Origin of the sequence: Ruminococcus flavefaciens, assembly GCF_900116855.1 — a bacterium.
Classification (GTDB): domain Bacteria; phylum Bacillota; class Clostridia; order Oscillospirales; family Ruminococcaceae; genus Ruminococcus; species Ruminococcus flavefaciens_R.
The window spans coordinates 145,151-159,418 of sequence record NZ_UETD01000008.1 but is presented as its reverse complement, the minus strand read 5'-3'; the positions used below and the strand labels follow the sequence as shown (position 1 = coordinate 159,418).

Here is a 14,268-nt window from a genome sequence, read left to right as displayed (position 1 = left end):
TCCAACAATGAAAAAAACAATCGCTAAAATCACCGCAGCTCTCTCTGCAGCAGTAATGTGTGCACTTCCTATGGCAAACGCTATCACTTCAAGCGCTGCTACTTCATCTGTCAAGACTTTCAGAACTTACATCGACATCGATGCAACTGATTACGACCTCCACGAGTTCGAGTATGACAGACGCTTCGGCGGTTCTTACAAGAACACAACAACTTTCCGCGGATACAAGGTATTCTTAGCAGGAGACATCGATCACACAACACCTCAGACAGGCAGAAGCTGCCTCTTCATCGAGTCAGACGGACTTCGCCGCTTCCAGGGCACTGTTGCAACAGAGACCTATGACTGCACATATGCAAACGCTAGTGTCAATGGTTTCAAGAACAGCATCACAAAGGTGATCTGGGCATTCAACGACTGGAAGAACGCAGGTCACACTGATTACTATGATGATTTCGAGGATAAGGTAACAGAGGAGATCGTTCTCGTTGGTGATACAAACCGCAATGGCACTATCGAGCTCAGCGATGCTGTTTATATTCTTCAGTATGTTGCTAACCCCATCAAGTACTCAGGTATCGACAAGAAGGCTGCTGACATTGACGGAAACGGCTATGTAAATAGTTATGATGCTCTGCTCATCCAGAGATACCAGAGCGGTCTCATCAACAGCTTCGGCGACGTTCAGGCTTGATCGGATAAACTTCAATAATTCTATATGCTCATACGGTGCAGACCCCATTCGGGGTCTGCCTTTTTTGTTGTGGACAGCGCTGCGCCGTTTGCTTTATCTGTAATAATATGCTATGATGTATTTATACGTTTGCGGACTGTTTGAAAACAATGGAGGATACTATGAAAGACTTTCCCGAATTTATGAAACGAGCTGCCAACAGGATACCGTCCGAGCAGCAGAATACTCCCGATATCGAGGGCTATTACTATACCGCTCCCGACGGCAGCCAGATGGCTTTCTGGAGCTATCCCTGCGACAGAGTGTCAAAGGAGCACGTTCACGACTATGACGAGTACATGATATGCGTGGAGGGTGAGTATACCGTCACCATAAACGGCGAAGCAACTGTTCTCCATGCAGGGGACGAACTTTTTATCCCCAAGGGTACAGTGCAGGGCGGAAGCTGCAGGGCAGGCACAAGGACTATCCATGCCTTCGGCGGAAAGAGAGTAAAATAATAAAGCATATATCCAAGGAGCAGCTAAATGAACTACAAGGAATTACTGTATAATATGATGGACGAAAGCCGCGGCGATGCCGAAAGATACCTCTCGGGAGACAAGGCGGATTATCTTTCTTGCAGAGACAGCCGTCAGCTTTGCACGGAACAGCGGCTTTTCACAGATGGTTCTGGACACAGTTTCCGACTATGAAAGAGCGATGCGGCTCTATACGAAAATGGGCTTTAAGCCCATAGATCGATATAATTCCAACGAAAGGGCGGATGTTTTTATGTCCCTTGAACTTTAAATATTACATAATAAAAAACGTCCTATGATGAAATTTTATCATAGGGCGTTTTTTATAATTCGTCGATCTTATCCGCTATGGCGCGGATTATGGTCAAAAATGTCTTTACCTTGCGCTTATCTTTATTTTGAAGTATGGAGTTGATCGATATAAGCATATTTTCATCAGGAGCAACGGAGTCGAATATCAGGTGATCTATACTTACGCCAAGGGCTTGTGATATTCTGAAAAGCGTATCAAGTGATGGGATACGGGTGCCTCTTTCGATATGACCTATATGTGCAGTAGAAAGCTCGCATATCTCTCCGAGGTGTTCCTGCGTGACATGATGATCTTTTCTGGCTTTGCGGATACGCATTCCAAGTGCGACGTAATCTATTTCTTTTTCCATAGCTTCACTCCCTTACACTATTCATTATACATTATTTACAAAACGGAATAAATTAATTTGTAGCATTAAATATTGACTATAAGCATTATAAATGTTATAATGAATATAATAAAATCAGGGGGGATGTACAATGAATTATTTCAATGTCGGAGTGAAATTCGGCGGGACAGATGATATGTGGCATTTGTTTTCTGAGAAAAACTGTTGGTTCATGGGCTATCATGAGAATGAAAAGCCGGTTCTTGACCAACAAGCTGAAAAGGTTCGGGTTGGCGACATTTTTATTGCAAAAGCATATGGAAATACTGCACAGTCAAATTACTACGTCAGGGCAATAGGAATTGTTAAAAGCTTGGAAAAGCCTATGGATATACCTGAGAAATACAAGGATAGAAAAGGCTTTTCGGTTATTTGGATAAAGTATTTTGATGAGCTGATACCTCTTTCAGCGAGTGAATATGAACGTGGAGGTGCTTATACTTACACCATTCATATTGAGAAAAATGAAAAGTTTATTGCAAAAATCAATGAAATGATGAAATATGACTATCAAGGGGAGGTATATATATGATCTGTAAAAAATGCGGAAAAGAGATACAAGACGGTATAAATGTGTGCCCTTATTGCGGGATAGGTATAAATGGAGCTGTGCCTAATACTTCGGGTACAGCAGCTGTTGCCGAGAAACCAAAGAAAAAGCATAAGGGTTTGATGATCTTTTGCTATATAACGGCGATATTATTACTGTCAGTGATAGTAATAGCGATATTTGCTGATGATGAAGGTGAAAGCAAAACGGTTTCAGAAAAAGAATATATTATCGCTGCTGAAAATATTATAAAGAAGGATTTAAAGGCACCATCAACTGCTATTTTCTCCAATGAAAAAATAGCTGATGAAGATGAATATGGTCGTAAAATTGTTACTTTCACAGTTGAATCTCAAAACTCTTTCGGAGGATACGTAACAAGTAACTGTTATGTTTTGATTACAGGCTATGATTCAAATGATGATTCCTTCACTTATAATGCAGCAACTGGAGTGATAACATCAGAACAGGGATTTGATTTTTTAGAGGAATCATATATAAAAAAATTAAAAGAAAGTACGGAATGGAATCAACCCCAAAAAGAAGAGTAAATTTTAAAGCACTTCACGATATGTGAAGTGCTTTTTTGTTGACTTTTTACTTGTGTGTGGTATAATTATTGAAAAGGAGGCGGTTTTATGATAAGAGAAATTACAAATAATGACCTTGACGGACTCATGACCCTTTATATGGAGCTTCACGATAATCCGTTTCCCGAAAAGGATCAGCGGTTCATGAAAATATGGAACAGGATAATCAGCGACCCCGACCACCATATAATAGTTGCCGATGTGGACGGAATTATCGCCGCTTCATGTGTCTGCGTCATTATACCCAATCTGACCCGAGGACAGCGTCCCTACGCCTTTATCGAGAATGTGGTCACATCCGCTCCCTATCGCCGCCGCGGTCTTGCCTCTGCCTGTCTTGACTTCGCAAAGGAGATCGCTGTAAAGGAAAATTGCTACAAGATGATGCTCCTGACAGGCTCAAAAGAGGCAGGAACTCTTCGCTTTTACGAGAATGCAGGCTATAACAGCAGCGATAAGACTGCATTTATACAGTGGCTTTGAGGTGAATGTATGGTACTCAGAGAGTTCATGGAAAGTGATGCCGAATATATTACCTGCTGGATCGGCTGCGAAAGAGAGTTCAGAATGTGGTGCGCCGACAGATACGAAAACTATCCCGTTTCTCCACAGGATATCATTGATAATTACATCGCCTGCTCGGAAAACGGAGACTTCTTTCCCATGACTGCCGTGGATGAAAGCGATGTTCCCGTGGGACACCTGATACTCCGATACACCGACGCCGAGAGGACTGTGGTTCGATTTGGCTTCGTCATTGTTGACAGGTCGCACCGCGGGCGGGGACTCGGCAGAAAAATGTTGGAGCTGGCTAAGGGGTATGCGAGAGAAAAGCTGTGCGCGAAAAAGCTGTCCATTGGAGTTTTTGATGAAAATTCCTCTGCTAAAGGCTGCTATAAAGCTGTTGGGTTCAACGAGTGCGGCAGCTCTGAGAGCTTTTCGGTACTTGGCGAAACATGGAACTGCATTGAGATGGAATTGCCGCTCTGAGAGATCAACGATTGTTAAAATAAAAAAATATCTTTTCTGCTGTTGACATCACATTCTAAATGTGGTATACTAATATAGTCGCAGATGATACTGCACTATATATCGCGGTGTGGAGCAGCTAGGTAGCTCGTCGGGCTCATAACCCGAAGGTCGTTGGTTCAAATCCAGCCGCCGCAACCAACGTAATATAGGCACTTTCGAGCATTCGGAAGTGCCTGTTTTTATGTCCGTTTTTATACAATTGCAGCAACCGTGCAGCAACGCGTTTATTTTTCCTCGAAATATCGCCGAGAATCACTGAGTGTTTTTTAGAGTTTTTGAAGTATATTGCAGTTTGTTGTTAACCAAGGTTAACAAAAGAAGGGCTTAGTGTTAATAAAATAGATAGTTATAAGAAATGCACCCGTAAAGGGTGTATATTATTATCATTTTCAGTTGTTCTCAAAAGCTTCCAACTCTTGACAAAGTGCAACAAAATCCTCATATACAGTTATTGTTTGCAGATAGCGGAAATCAAGAATGTAACCTGAGGCTCTGTGCCTCAGGAAGTCTGCATCCCAAAGATGTACAGAAATAAATCCGTCCTTATAATGATACTTTAATGGTTCAAACTTATCTATGTTAGCACGGAAATACTTTACCTTGGCCATGCAGAGTTTATTGATCCTGAACAGCAGACCGATAACGTCTGTTCTTTCAAAGAAAGCATCCTTGAATATAAGGTGTTTATGTGAGTTCTCCCTGTCCGAGTACCATGCGTTGTTTTCATGTTTTAAGTGATACTTTTCAATCAGAAGATACTTGTCGTCCATATTTTTCTCCTTGGATTTATACATCGTAGATTATCTCGTAATCCTTTCCGAGCTCCTGACAAATACGCTCATAGCCTTCATGAGCTCGTTTATCAAATTCAGTTTCTTTTTCAGGAGTCCATATTTCAGGATCCGGTGGATCAGGCGGATATTCCCAGTTTAAAGCATCATCATGCATATCGCCTGTTTCATTAAGGAATATTACAAGTTCATGTGACAGCGGCATATCATCAATAGCAGGGGTGTAACCATATTTTTCGCTTGTTACTTTATCAGCAGCCCACAAGCAGTCACCGCGTGCATGCCATTCGAACCAGTACTTGAATTTATACTTTGCCATGTTTCCGCCTCCCTTGTTTGTGATATAACGTTTATGAAAGAAAATGTTACTTCTATGATCATTATACATTATTCTGATCTAAAATTCAATTGCTTTTTGCTTGACGGTATAGCAGTCTTATTTGCAGCGTAGTACTATGTTGAAACAAAAATCTGAATACAGATGAAAAAGAATAAAAAACCAGCCCGTTTCTGGGCCGGTTTGATATGATTATTTATTGTTTGCATCCGTAATATCATTACACTCAACATCAATGACATCAGGAACTTCATTACGTTTCTCTTCATCGTTAAAATGTAGAGTAACTTGTTCTGAAAGATCAAGAATGACCTTGGAGTTGTTTCCTCTGTGCTCCAGTGCGTGCTTTGCTGCAGAAGCACTTTTGATAGCATCATTTTTCTGCTTCTCTGTCATCATAGGAACCTTTTTTATGATGCTTTCAACTTCATCAGGTGGGATGGTCTCTGGAACATGAATATCATAATGTTTACTATAGTCGATGAACAAGCCTGAACCGTATTCGCTCTCATCATATGCGACAGTTTGCGGAGAACTGTCGCGAACAATGATGGCAGGCGTAAAGTCTGCCGGAGAGAAGGGGCTGATGGGGACGCATTCACTCGGGGGAGAGAAAGCGTTATCGAAGGTTGTATCGCGGCAGTAGTTGTTACCTATGCTGGAGAGCATGTCCCAGGCTTCCTGATAGCCAGGATAGTTAGCAGCGAAGAAATGATTGTATCCACCTTCACTCGGCCAGTCGGGATTGTCATACTTGCTGTTATGTGAGACAGAGGGAGCTTCCACAGTAGGTACAGGAGGAGCTTCGCAGATGTTGTAGAAGTTGAATGCGATATCATCAGCGATCTCGTTGTAAGCTTCCAAAAAATCGTATCCGTCAGCAAAGGAATACTCCTTTTTGTCTTCAATCATTTCAGTAGCTCTGCAAATGGGGTCAAACCCATATTTTGTTAGAACTTTATTGCAATGAAGCTTGAAACGATTCAGCTGACTTATACTCTGTGAAAATTTGTGCCCGTCAACAAAAGAAACGCAGTTCTGCAATAGATGTAAGTGTCGTTTCCCAGTGTCAAAGTGCACTGTAATAGTGCAGTGAAATCCGTTCTCATATATTGGGATTGCAATTTCCTTGGACATTTCAAAGAAATCCTCGTCGGCAATCTCGTTACCGATAGGCGTCGGTGATAGTATCATTTGTGTGTACTGTCTACCACCTGTTTTGCCGAAAACTGTTTTTACAGCAAGCATTTCTGCGAACGGATCATCTGTGACCGCTCCGAAGGTGTAGACAAAATGCCTATCTTTCGTCTTGAACGGATCAGTTGCGTAGTCGTACATCGTTTTGAAGTCGTTGATGGTACGATTATCGCCTTGACGAGCAATAAGTAGTGACATTATGCTCCCTCCTCGTCGCAGTTGTTGATTATTGTAAGCTGTTGTGATATTTCAACAAATTTTGTCATTATCTCCTTTATTCCTGAGAGCAGCTCATGACCAAGAGCATCTGAGATTTTACCATTTCTTAATGCTCCGTTGATCTTGTCATTTATTTCTATGAGGCCGCGAGGAATATATCCTCCCTTGTCGAGGAATATGACCTTCCCTTCTTCAGTTGCTATCGTTCTAAGGTATTTACTGAGGTCAGTGTTGGCTCTAGCTGAATTATCAAGCATGATCTGCTTTTCTTCAGGTGACGCCTTAAATTGGATATTCTCTGTGCGCTTCAAAATAACGCCCTCCTTAGTCATGAATTTTCGGAATAGAACTACTTTTTTCATTAAGTAGTACATATCATTACTTTTTCTTTAGAGGGCTGAAAAAAAACAGCCCTCTTATATGCTTACGAACGAAAAATATTGTTTATTTCGTCACAGTATTGTTATCGCCTGGGGTATCGAATTCATCGGATGTCCTCAGTCGGATACCACGAAATCCCCATACTCTCTTGCTTCTGGGACCTACCTTTTTATATTCGATATTTGGAGCGAAAGCAAGGACTGACTCCTTGAATTCAGCTTTGTCATCAGCGTCGAGGGCATTTTCATCACACCACAGCTTATACGCCTCGAAGAGATTTGCAGCAGATACTGAACCCTTTTCATCAACAATGGTGCGATCTTCTAAGAAACCGTCAACTGAGTGGAGAGCGGCGATACGGCTTTCAAGATACGCCTTAGCCTTCGGTGACATTTTGAAATCGTACCTCGCCTCCACGAAGCTTTTCAAGGTTCTAGCTGCCAAGGAGAATACAACATCGCGTTCCGCCTCAAGCTTATTGAGAAGCTCCTTGTCCTGTTCTTCAGGAGGAACACTGTACTCGAACGGGATGAATACCATACGACGATATAAGGCCAGATCCGGGTTCTTGTAGGTATAAGGCTTGTTCGATCCAAAGAAAAGCTTCGCTGTAGGGACGAACTGTACGGGATTCTCACGGAGAGCTCTTGCTGAGATGCGTTCCCCGGCAACTATTGACTTGAACATTTGTTCGTTGTCCATTGCTTTCGAACTATTATCGTAGGAGATATTCAGTTTTTTTCCGAGGAGCTGGATCACGAAATAACCGCTTCCCAGTTGCTGGAAATTTATGTTGGAGATGAGCTCCGGAGATACGGCAGTGGCAAGAAAGTCCAGAAGAGTGGATTTTCCGCCGTCAGTTTCGCCGAATAAAAACACCGCCTTCTTCACTTTTGTTAGTGAAGAGATTCCGAAGCCTAAGGAAATAAGTATGCACTGAAGATTCTCGATTCCAGCTGAGGTGCTTATGAATTTCATAAACACCGGACAGTCTTTCTCCGTACAGCGTTCTATGTAGTTAACATTGAGGACGTAGTCGAATATCCATTTACTGCGGTCCGTGGTGAATTCCCCGGTGAGGATATTGAGAACGCCGTTTTTGAAGTTGATCAGGTATTCCTGCGCCTTATTCGCCGCTTCAATGCTGAATTGAAGAGAAACGTCCTCGGCGAGGCGCTTTGCAACTTCTGCTATAACTCTGCTTCCGACTTCGAATCTGTCTTCGGGAGCGATAAGATTACGTATTACCTTGAGCAGCTCCACACGACCGATTTTCTGCCAGTGTGTCTTGATGTTGATATATGCCGTTTCACCGTCAAATTTGATGATTTTAAGACGACCTATATCTCTGGTCAGTTGAGTAGATACGTCTTTTTCAGTAATACTTATCAATGAAATGCCGGCAAGAAATGCCGTGATTAAAAATGCTATTGCAGCCATATTATTTCCTTTCTGGCGGGCATTTCGCCCGCCCATAGATTATTTTTTAAATGTACTTTTAACTAACTCAGACATAGCAGCCTGAGCGTTAGCACGTCCCTCTAAGTCAAGAGTGACGTACACTTTTGCGGTGAATGAGGTGCTCTCATGACCGAGAATATCACTCAGGTATGGGAGCGGAACACCGCATTTTACCGCCTTACTGGCGTAAGTATGCCTTAAGCAATGAGGATGAAATGCCGTAATGCCGATGCTCTCAGCAACTGCCTTCAGCTTCTTTCTTACCGTCCCAGGGTCGAGAAAGTGTCCAAGCTCGTTGGATACGAGATATGGATTTTCCTCGTAAAGACCATAGGATTTCTCCGCCTGCTCTTTCTGCCAGCACATGTGCGAGAGTACCTTGTCAGCTACTTCCGGCAGCAGTGGTACCTGTCTTTTACCCTTTGATGTCTTGGTTTCCTGAATCCTGAGAAGTGTCTTCGGCTCCCCGTCCCTAGCCTCGAAGTTGGATATGCGGTTTAGCGACTTGGTAATACTGAGATAATGGATTCCGTCATCACAGCGAACATCATCATGCGTCAACGCACAAGCTTCGCCGAGTCTAAGCCCGCAAAAGAGCATCAGCACAAGCGCTATTTGGAGCGAATCTCCTTGCATTGCGGCAACGAATCTGCCTATTTCATTTTCTGTAAGTACACGCATCATCGGTGTAGTGACACGAGGTAACTGTATATAGTCAGCCGGATTGTGGTATATGAGCTGCCTTCCTACTGCGTGGTCAAGTGCTTTGTGTACCATATTCATTATATTATGCAGGGTCTTAGCGCTGAGCGGTTTGTCGGTGTCCATTTGTCCAGCGCTTTGCAGGAACAAAAGGAAATCTTGAAGATCATCAGTTGTCAAATCTTTTAGCTTAGCATTTTTGATACAGTGCCGCTGAATATGCCTGATATAGCCATAATAGTTCATTTTGGTACTGTCTCGGATGGCCATACAGCCGTACTTCTCGAGCCACTGTACTATGTACTCGCCGAAAGTAAGCTCAGAACACAGTACGGGTCTTCCCGCCTGTAGATCTGCCTTTATTTTGGTCAGCCATTGGTCCGCATCGCGACGGGTTTTGAAACGCTTGCATGGGCGTTTTTTAGTCCCGTCTGGAAGCGTTACCGTAAGACTTCCCCTCCATTTGCCGTCCTTTTGGCGGAAAATGCTGCCTTCGCCATTTGAGGCCTTACTGCTCATCGCTTTCAGCATCCATGTTCTTAGACAACCATTCCTCGACGCTGCTTACTGGATATAAGACGCGTCTTCCGACACGGAGATAGGGAATCTTTTCCTCGCGAGTAAGCTTTCTGATGAACGAGAGCGATAATCCCGTTTGCAGAGATAACTCGTGAGCACTCATACATAACTTTTCCTGTTTCATAATGCTTTCCTCCTTTCTGTTAAAATATCTATATAAAGAGCCGGATTGAAATAATATAGCTCGTTCTTAGAGAATACCACGGAAACGATCCTGTACAAATTTTTCGGAAATTCTCCGAAAAAAGCTTGATTTTTATTTGCAGAGTGTGATATAGTAAGTTCAGAAAAGGTAAATATACTTTATAATAGTATAGGGGGATTAAGAAGTGGGAAATTATGTTATTCCTGAAAAAAAGAAAGAAGGGGAAGACATCAGGCAAACTTGTTTGCGAGAGCTGGTGAACGACATATTTGGTGTATTGTCAGTTAGCATTGAAAAGAGTGACATTAATACTGAAATAGTTTTAGGAAGAAAAAAAGATTTTACAGATTGTAGTTTTAAAGTAACATACCGTGTTAGATATGAAGATCTTTTCAATTTGACATTTACACATAAGCAATGTAAATTTAAATATGTTGGTAAACAAAAGAAGGGTTATACGTTTAATAGGGATATTGCTGTAAATAATGCGGTTGCTTTTTTTAAGAAAAAGGGTGTGGATATTGATTACATCTTTCATTCTCAGGCTGAACAGTATCTTTTTTCAAAATTACTATATAAATATATAAGTATGCTTATTGGTGTTTTGTTTGAAGACTTTGATTGCCTGGGCAGCGCAAGGAATAACCTTTTTAAAAAGAAATATGATGAAGTCTTCAGGAAGATAAGAAAAGAAGTGAAATCCAATGATATCATAGATCTGATTTATAATGTTGCTAACATTAGCGATATAGAGCAGGTAATAGATGAAAGATATGATATAACTGAATGTAAAATAGCCTATTTAATAGATACTTCTAATTTTCAGGATGGTTTCTCAGGATTGAAAAATGAAGTGATATGTAATATGAAGGACTATGATTCAGCTATTGCAAGCAATATCGTCATGAACAAAGCAGGTATGAAGTATCAGATCTTTCCATTCAAGAAGAACAGCAGATTTTCAGTTGAAAAAGATACTCATATTTTATCTCTCAGAATTTGGGAAAATATATGTAGAGAAATATACTGCCCCAGATACTTCTGGTATATTACCAAAAATACTGGATATGACAGTAATAGTGAAGAAGAAACTTATTTATATGACTACAGGTTTAATAGAAGTAAAGCTGAAATACTCGGTGCTGCTATTAGAGCTTTGGAAAAGAAATATTTCTATGATAAAAGGGCGAGATATCTTCAGTGGATGAATTCCTTGAATGCAGTACTAGAGCGCGTGTATACCGAAAACTATGATCTTTATTTTTCGATAGATAAAGCACAAAAGTCGAAAAAGGACAGGTATAATAATCTCAAAAGTTTCCTGAAAGACAATACTATTGATGGTTTAGATCCTAAAATTATATACATTTACCTTGTTTCTGTCGCTATCGATAACCTTTGCGAGAAACTGAATTTTTTCAACCATGAAGAGATGAAGAAATATATCAGCAAGGATGATAAAGCATATAAGCAGCATTGCAAATATCTGAAGGAAATTTGTGATTCCAAGAACTTAGAAACAGCAATCAATAAATATACAGCTTTTTATAATGATAATAAGAGTGTTATTTATGCTTTTGCTCAAAAAGTAGAGATTTCCAAAATCTCATGCGATGAGACGTTACTATCTACGGAATATAACCCTTATCTCTTCTTGAAGAATTCTTTGCAAAGGTACTATAAATGTCTATGCAATACACAACAGGAGCCATTTATATATTTTGATATTGGCAGTTCATCCATAGAATCCTCTGATGATAATAACAAGGGAATTCTTTACTTTGAAAACGGTAAAAACTACAGGATAGAATTTGAGGCTTGCGGGTGCAGTGATGATCCCTTCAGCTTTATTATCATAAATAAAAAGACTGATGGAACATTGGTATCTGTATTCGATAAAAGCGACATTATTCTTACATCAGATATGCAGAAGTATACTTTTGAATTCTGTTATAACGGTTCGGATGATGATATGTGTTTTTTGACATTTGGTTACGGAACATTTTTGCGTGGATTTAAACTTCAGAATTTTAGTATATTCGAGATACAATAGTATGTGTCCAAGTGTCCACGTTTTTTTCTAATAAAAAGGAAAAAATTCACTCAAAAAAAGCTAGGGTATAAATCATATTTTGCAGGTGATGATATGTTTGATTATAAGAATATATACGGCATAGACGTTCTTAAGGAAAAACTCCCGCCAGAGCTTCAGAACTGGCATTGTTTCGGAAATATAGTGGAACTTAATTATTGCTCAAAGGATATTGATGAATTTTACTGCGATTATACTAATAAAATCACTTTACTGCTTACAGATAATACTCGACAGTATCAAATCGAGCTTTCCTTATATAATATAAGAGGCAATCTGAATTTTGATATGATGAACGGACTATACAGCGGCTTTATGATAGAGGAGTTATCACCCTTTGGTAGCGACAATAAATACCATCTTTATTCAGATGAACAGGATATTGAGTTTAACTTGTATTGTGAAAAAGTAAAAGTTGCTTTGATGTAAAGGCTTTTTCTCTGCGCATATGTAAGAGGTAGTTTTATTTATTCTTTCCTTCATTCATTCTGCGTTATAATTCAATAAAATAGTGAGAGGTGAAAAATTGTCAGTTGAAAACTATATTGACCTTTATGCAGATAATTCTTCTGAGCTGATCGAGCTGATGCAGAATCTATATCCGTCCATCCCGAATGAAGCAATAAGCGAAAAGAGTTTTTTCAACGGTCGTATCAAAGCATCTGTTCATGCATGGGATAACAGAACGATACAATGGATGAAAGAGGACTATGGTGTCAATGTTAATCATTGCCTTTCCTTTCAGTATTTCTCTTCTTCTGATTGCAATTCAGCTAATGAACTTTTATATGTTATGAAACAGCTGGTGCGTATGCTCAACTGTGATCTTCTTTACAAGCCAAACGGTGACAGTCCCGTCATGGTGCGGCGTTCCGGAATATTGCTGTTTGATGATTATTTTGACTGGTATTTCGGTGAAGGAGCTTCGGATTCCCTGCGTGAACAAAACCAAATCAAGATCACTGACGATATGTCCATGGAAGATATCATGAAGTGCTGTGAGGAAAAATTCGGAGATGATTTCAACTGGTGGATGCTGCCAGAGGAGAAACGCGAATCCCCCTTTGTTCAAGAACTGAAGCTTGAACTCGGTGAGGATGATCCGTTTTTTGACGGTCGGGTGTATGCGATATACAAATGCGATGCCAATGATGATATGCTGTTCCAATCAATAAGGAATGACGGAACTGCGCTATGGCGCATTTATCATCTGACCTACGCACATCGGCGTGAACGAGAGGGATTTCCCATTCGTTGGGATTTTGAAAGCGGACAAAAAGCAGCGGAATATATCATCAACCAATATGTTGAAGATAACGAGAGCTGTGGAATAAAACTATAGTAATCAATTAACTGAATATACACGAAGCACTTGCTGCGGCAGGTGCTTTTTTATACCTTATAAATGGTTGTATTTAGCGGAGTGTCCAAGTGTCCACAAAAAGCTTTATATATAAACGAAAAAGTTCATCCGTGAAGTTTGAGTATTTACGAATATAATGGTTAGGTTGAAGAAGCTTATACTTCTTCTGATTGACTTTTTCTCCCTGCTGTGCTATAATTCAGATGTTGAAATGCTAACGAGATCTATATACAATATCAGAAATATCGGGTGATTTTATGAGTAATGATTGGAAAAGTACCGAATGGCAGGATAAAGCATTCCGCAAACCTTTCAGATACTGGATACGTGATGAGATCGAAGAAATAATCAAAGAAGAAAACATAGACAGAAAACGTTTTTATGAAGCCTCAAAAAATAATTATCAGTCTATAATCAATAAGTTTTATTACAGTTTTATTGATTATGAAGATAAAAGAAAACCTGATTTCACAGAGTTAAGTTATCTATGGCTGATTTTTCAAAAGAATCTGAAACGATCTCCATTGATTCACTGGGGAAAGGATTATTATGAATATATCGGCAGCATAGCAGCATTAATACCGGATGAATATCTCAATAATATGCACTATCTGATACTGAGTCAGGGCTGGGTTTATGAAGGGTATATTCCTGAAATCATAGCAGTTTTAAGAGAGACCGATGGCTGGCTTGATGATTTTTATGTTGTTTCAAAAAAATACGACTATGTGATAGTTCATACCGATGATGGTGAATGTATGTATTCACTGACAAAATAGTTCTTTACTTATATTGCAATATTGTTTAATGTAAGCACTTGTTGAAAAGCAGGTGCTTTTTATGCCTCTGAAACGGCTATATTCAGCAGAGTGTCCAAGTGTCCACAAAAAGCTTTATATATAAAAGAAAAAGT

General features: G+C 40.2%; 19 protein-coding genes and 1 tRNA gene. 12 read left to right on the top strand and 8 right to left on the bottom strand.

Going from position 1 to position 14,268, the window contains the following annotated elements; translation table 11 throughout:
• Positions 1 to 7 precede the first annotated feature (7 nt).
• The 3 genes from DSZ37_RS09830 to DSZ37_RS17725 all read left to right on the top strand — a co-directional run bounded on the left by DSZ37_RS09830 (position 8) and on the right by DSZ37_RS17725 (position 1,389).
• Positions 8 to 694, top strand: a complete 687-nt coding sequence (locus tag DSZ37_RS09830; RefSeq protein ID WP_109726734.1) for a dockerin type I repeat-containing protein — start codon at positions 8 to 10, stop codon at positions 692 to 694.
• A gap of 161 nt (positions 695 to 855) precedes the next feature.
• The gene (locus DSZ37_RS09825) at positions 856 to 1,194 is read left to right on the top strand and encodes a cupin domain-containing protein (RefSeq protein ID WP_109726733.1); all 339 of its coding nucleotides are present in this window, start codon (positions 856 to 858) and stop codon (positions 1,192 to 1,194) included.
• Between the two features lie 27 nt (positions 1,195 to 1,221).
• Entirely contained in the window at positions 1,222 to 1,389 is a 168-nt protein-coding gene (locus tag DSZ37_RS17725) for a hypothetical protein (protein WP_181380294.1), read from the top strand.
• A 149-nt stretch (positions 1,390 to 1,538) separates the two neighbouring features.
• Here DSZ37_RS17725 and DSZ37_RS09820 read toward each other — a convergent pair whose 3' ends face one another.
• Positions 1,539 to 1,877 (bottom strand): helix-turn-helix domain-containing protein, encoded by a 339-nt coding sequence (locus DSZ37_RS09820; RefSeq protein ID WP_109726732.1) that lies wholly within the window; start codon positions 1,875 to 1,877, stop codon positions 1,539 to 1,541.
• Positions 1,878 to 2,007: 130 nt separating this feature from the next.
• Here DSZ37_RS09820 and DSZ37_RS09815 point away from each other — a divergent pair, with 130 nt between their 5' ends.
• The 5 genes from DSZ37_RS09815 to DSZ37_RS09795 all read left to right on the top strand — a co-directional run bounded on the left by DSZ37_RS09815 (position 2,008) and on the right by DSZ37_RS09795 (position 4,226).
• Positions 2,008 to 2,448, top strand: coding sequence for a hypothetical protein (locus tag DSZ37_RS09815; protein ID WP_109726731.1), 441 nt, complete (start codon positions 2,008 to 2,010; stop codon positions 2,446 to 2,448).
• Entirely contained in the window at positions 2,445 to 3,017 is a 573-nt protein-coding gene (locus tag DSZ37_RS09810) for a zinc ribbon domain-containing protein (protein WP_109726730.1), read from the top strand. The genes DSZ37_RS09815 and DSZ37_RS09810 overlap by 4 nt, the downstream gene beginning before the upstream one ends.
• 87 nt (positions 3,018 to 3,104) lie before the next feature.
• On the top strand, positions 3,105 to 3,539 hold the full coding sequence (locus DSZ37_RS09805) for a GNAT family N-acetyltransferase (RefSeq protein ID WP_109726729.1): 435 nt from the start codon (positions 3,105 to 3,107) through the stop codon (positions 3,537 to 3,539).
• A 9-nt stretch (positions 3,540 to 3,548) separates the two neighbouring features.
• Positions 3,549 to 4,046 carry a GNAT family N-acetyltransferase gene (locus tag DSZ37_RS09800; RefSeq protein WP_109726728.1) on the top strand — a complete coding sequence of 166 codons (498 nt, stop codon included), beginning with the start codon at positions 3,549 to 3,551 and terminating at the stop codon, positions 4,044 to 4,046.
• Positions 4,047 to 4,149: 103 nt separating this feature from the next.
• Positions 4,150 to 4,226 (top strand) — tRNA-Met (locus tag DSZ37_RS09795).
• 251 nt (positions 4,227 to 4,477) lie between these two features.
• Here DSZ37_RS09795 and DSZ37_RS09790 read toward each other — a convergent pair.
• The 7 genes from DSZ37_RS09790 to DSZ37_RS09760 form a co-directional block, all read right to left on the bottom strand.
• Positions 4,478 to 4,858 (bottom strand): hypothetical protein, encoded by a 381-nt coding sequence (locus tag DSZ37_RS09790; RefSeq protein WP_109726802.1) that lies wholly within the window; start codon positions 4,856 to 4,858, stop codon positions 4,478 to 4,480.
• 16 nt (positions 4,859 to 4,874) lie between these two features.
• Positions 4,875 to 5,198, bottom strand: a complete 324-nt coding sequence (locus tag DSZ37_RS09785) for a hypothetical protein (RefSeq protein ID WP_109726727.1) — start codon at positions 5,196 to 5,198, stop codon at positions 4,875 to 4,877.
• Positions 5,199 to 5,408: 210 nt separating this feature from the next.
• The gene (locus tag DSZ37_RS09780; RefSeq protein ID WP_109726726.1) at positions 5,409 to 6,611 is read right to left on the bottom strand and encodes a relaxase/mobilization nuclease domain-containing protein; all 1,203 of its coding nucleotides are present in this window, start codon (positions 6,609 to 6,611) and stop codon (positions 5,409 to 5,411) included.
• A complete protein-coding gene (locus tag DSZ37_RS09775) occupies positions 6,611 to 6,943 on the bottom strand; it encodes a plasmid mobilization protein (RefSeq protein ID WP_109726725.1) in 333 nt (110 codons plus the stop codon). Before DSZ37_RS09775 ends, DSZ37_RS09780 begins: the two co-directional genes overlap by 1 nt.
• Positions 6,944 to 7,076: 133 nt before the next feature.
• Positions 7,077 to 8,453, bottom strand: coding sequence for a DNA primase family protein (locus tag DSZ37_RS09770; RefSeq protein ID WP_109726724.1), 1,377 nt, complete (start codon positions 8,451 to 8,453; stop codon positions 7,077 to 7,079).
• Between the two features lie 39 nt (positions 8,454 to 8,492).
• Positions 8,493 to 9,695 (bottom strand): tyrosine-type recombinase/integrase, encoded by a 1,203-nt coding sequence (locus DSZ37_RS09765; RefSeq protein ID WP_109726723.1) that lies wholly within the window; start codon positions 9,693 to 9,695, stop codon positions 8,493 to 8,495.
• On the bottom strand, positions 9,685 to 9,879 hold the full coding sequence (locus DSZ37_RS09760; protein ID WP_109726722.1) for a helix-turn-helix domain-containing protein: 195 nt from the start codon (positions 9,877 to 9,879) through the stop codon (positions 9,685 to 9,687). The genes DSZ37_RS09765 and DSZ37_RS09760 overlap by 11 nt, the downstream gene beginning before the upstream one ends.
• A 205-nt stretch (positions 9,880 to 10,084) precedes the next feature.
• Here DSZ37_RS09760 and DSZ37_RS09755 point away from each other — a divergent pair, with 205 nt between their 5' ends.
• The 4 genes from DSZ37_RS09755 (at position 10,085) to DSZ37_RS09740 (ending at position 14,134) form a co-directional block, all read left to right on the top strand.
• Positions 10,085 to 11,953, top strand: coding sequence for a hypothetical protein (locus DSZ37_RS09755; protein WP_109726721.1), 1,869 nt, complete (start codon positions 10,085 to 10,087; stop codon positions 11,951 to 11,953).
• Positions 11,954 to 12,046: 93 nt separating this feature from the next.
• Positions 12,047 to 12,421, top strand: a complete 375-nt coding sequence (locus DSZ37_RS09750; protein WP_109726720.1) for a hypothetical protein — start codon at positions 12,047 to 12,049, stop codon at positions 12,419 to 12,421.
• Positions 12,422 to 12,518: 97 nt separating this feature from the next.
• Positions 12,519 to 13,334, top strand: coding sequence for a hypothetical protein (locus tag DSZ37_RS09745; RefSeq protein ID WP_109726719.1), 816 nt, complete (start codon positions 12,519 to 12,521; stop codon positions 13,332 to 13,334).
• A 278-nt stretch (positions 13,335 to 13,612) separates the two neighbouring features.
• A complete protein-coding gene (locus DSZ37_RS09740; RefSeq protein ID WP_109726718.1) occupies positions 13,613 to 14,134 on the top strand; it encodes a DUF6756 family protein in 522 nt (173 codons plus the stop codon).
• The last annotated feature ends 134 nt before the right edge of the window (positions 14,135 to 14,268 follow it).

Bases quoted from the DNA above. Each gene is read 5' to 3' on its own strand.
- DSZ37_RS09830 (WP_109726734.1), top strand. From the start codon at position 8: ATGAAAAAAACAATCGCTAAAATCACCGCAGCTCTCTCTGCAGCAGTA.
- DSZ37_RS09825 (WP_109726733.1), top strand. From the start codon at position 856: ATGAAAGACTTTCCCGAATTTATGAAACGAGCTGCCAACAGGATACCG.
- DSZ37_RS17725 (WP_181380294.1), top strand. From the start codon at position 1,222: ATGAACTACAAGGAATTACTGTATAATATGATGGACGAAAGCCGCGGC.
- DSZ37_RS09820 (WP_109726732.1), bottom strand. From the start codon at position 1,877: ATGGAAAAAGAAATAGATTACGTCGCACTTGGAATGCGTATCCGCAAA.
- DSZ37_RS09815 (WP_109726731.1), top strand. From the start codon at position 2,008: ATGAATTATTTCAATGTCGGAGTGAAATTCGGCGGGACAGATGATATG.
- DSZ37_RS09810 (WP_109726730.1), top strand. From the start codon at position 2,445: ATGATCTGTAAAAAATGCGGAAAAGAGATACAAGACGGTATAAATGTG.
- DSZ37_RS09805 (WP_109726729.1), top strand. From the start codon at position 3,105: ATGATAAGAGAAATTACAAATAATGACCTTGACGGACTCATGACCCTT.
- DSZ37_RS09800 (WP_109726728.1), top strand. From the start codon at position 3,549: ATGGTACTCAGAGAGTTCATGGAAAGTGATGCCGAATATATTACCTGC.
- DSZ37_RS09790 (WP_109726802.1), bottom strand. From the start codon at position 4,858: ATGGACGACAAGTATCTTCTGATTGAAAAGTATCACTTAAAACATGAA.
- DSZ37_RS09785 (WP_109726727.1), bottom strand. From the start codon at position 5,198: ATGGCAAAGTATAAATTCAAGTACTGGTTCGAATGGCATGCACGCGGT.
- DSZ37_RS09780 (WP_109726726.1), bottom strand. From the start codon at position 6,611: ATGTCACTACTTATTGCTCGTCAAGGCGATAATCGTACCATCAACGAC.
- DSZ37_RS09770 (WP_109726724.1), bottom strand. From the start codon at position 8,453: ATGGCTGCAATAGCATTTTTAATCACGGCATTTCTTGCCGGCATTTCA.
- DSZ37_RS09765 (WP_109726723.1), bottom strand. From the start codon at position 9,695: ATGAGCAGTAAGGCCTCAAATGGCGAAGGCAGCATTTTCCGCCAAAAG.
- DSZ37_RS09760 (WP_109726722.1), bottom strand. From the start codon at position 9,879: ATGAAACAGGAAAAGTTATGTATGAGTGCTCACGAGTTATCTCTGCAA.
- DSZ37_RS09750 (WP_109726720.1), top strand. From the start codon at position 12,047: ATGTTTGATTATAAGAATATATACGGCATAGACGTTCTTAAGGAAAAA.
- DSZ37_RS09740 (WP_109726718.1), top strand. From the start codon at position 13,613: ATGAGTAATGATTGGAAAAGTACCGAATGGCAGGATAAAGCATTCCGC.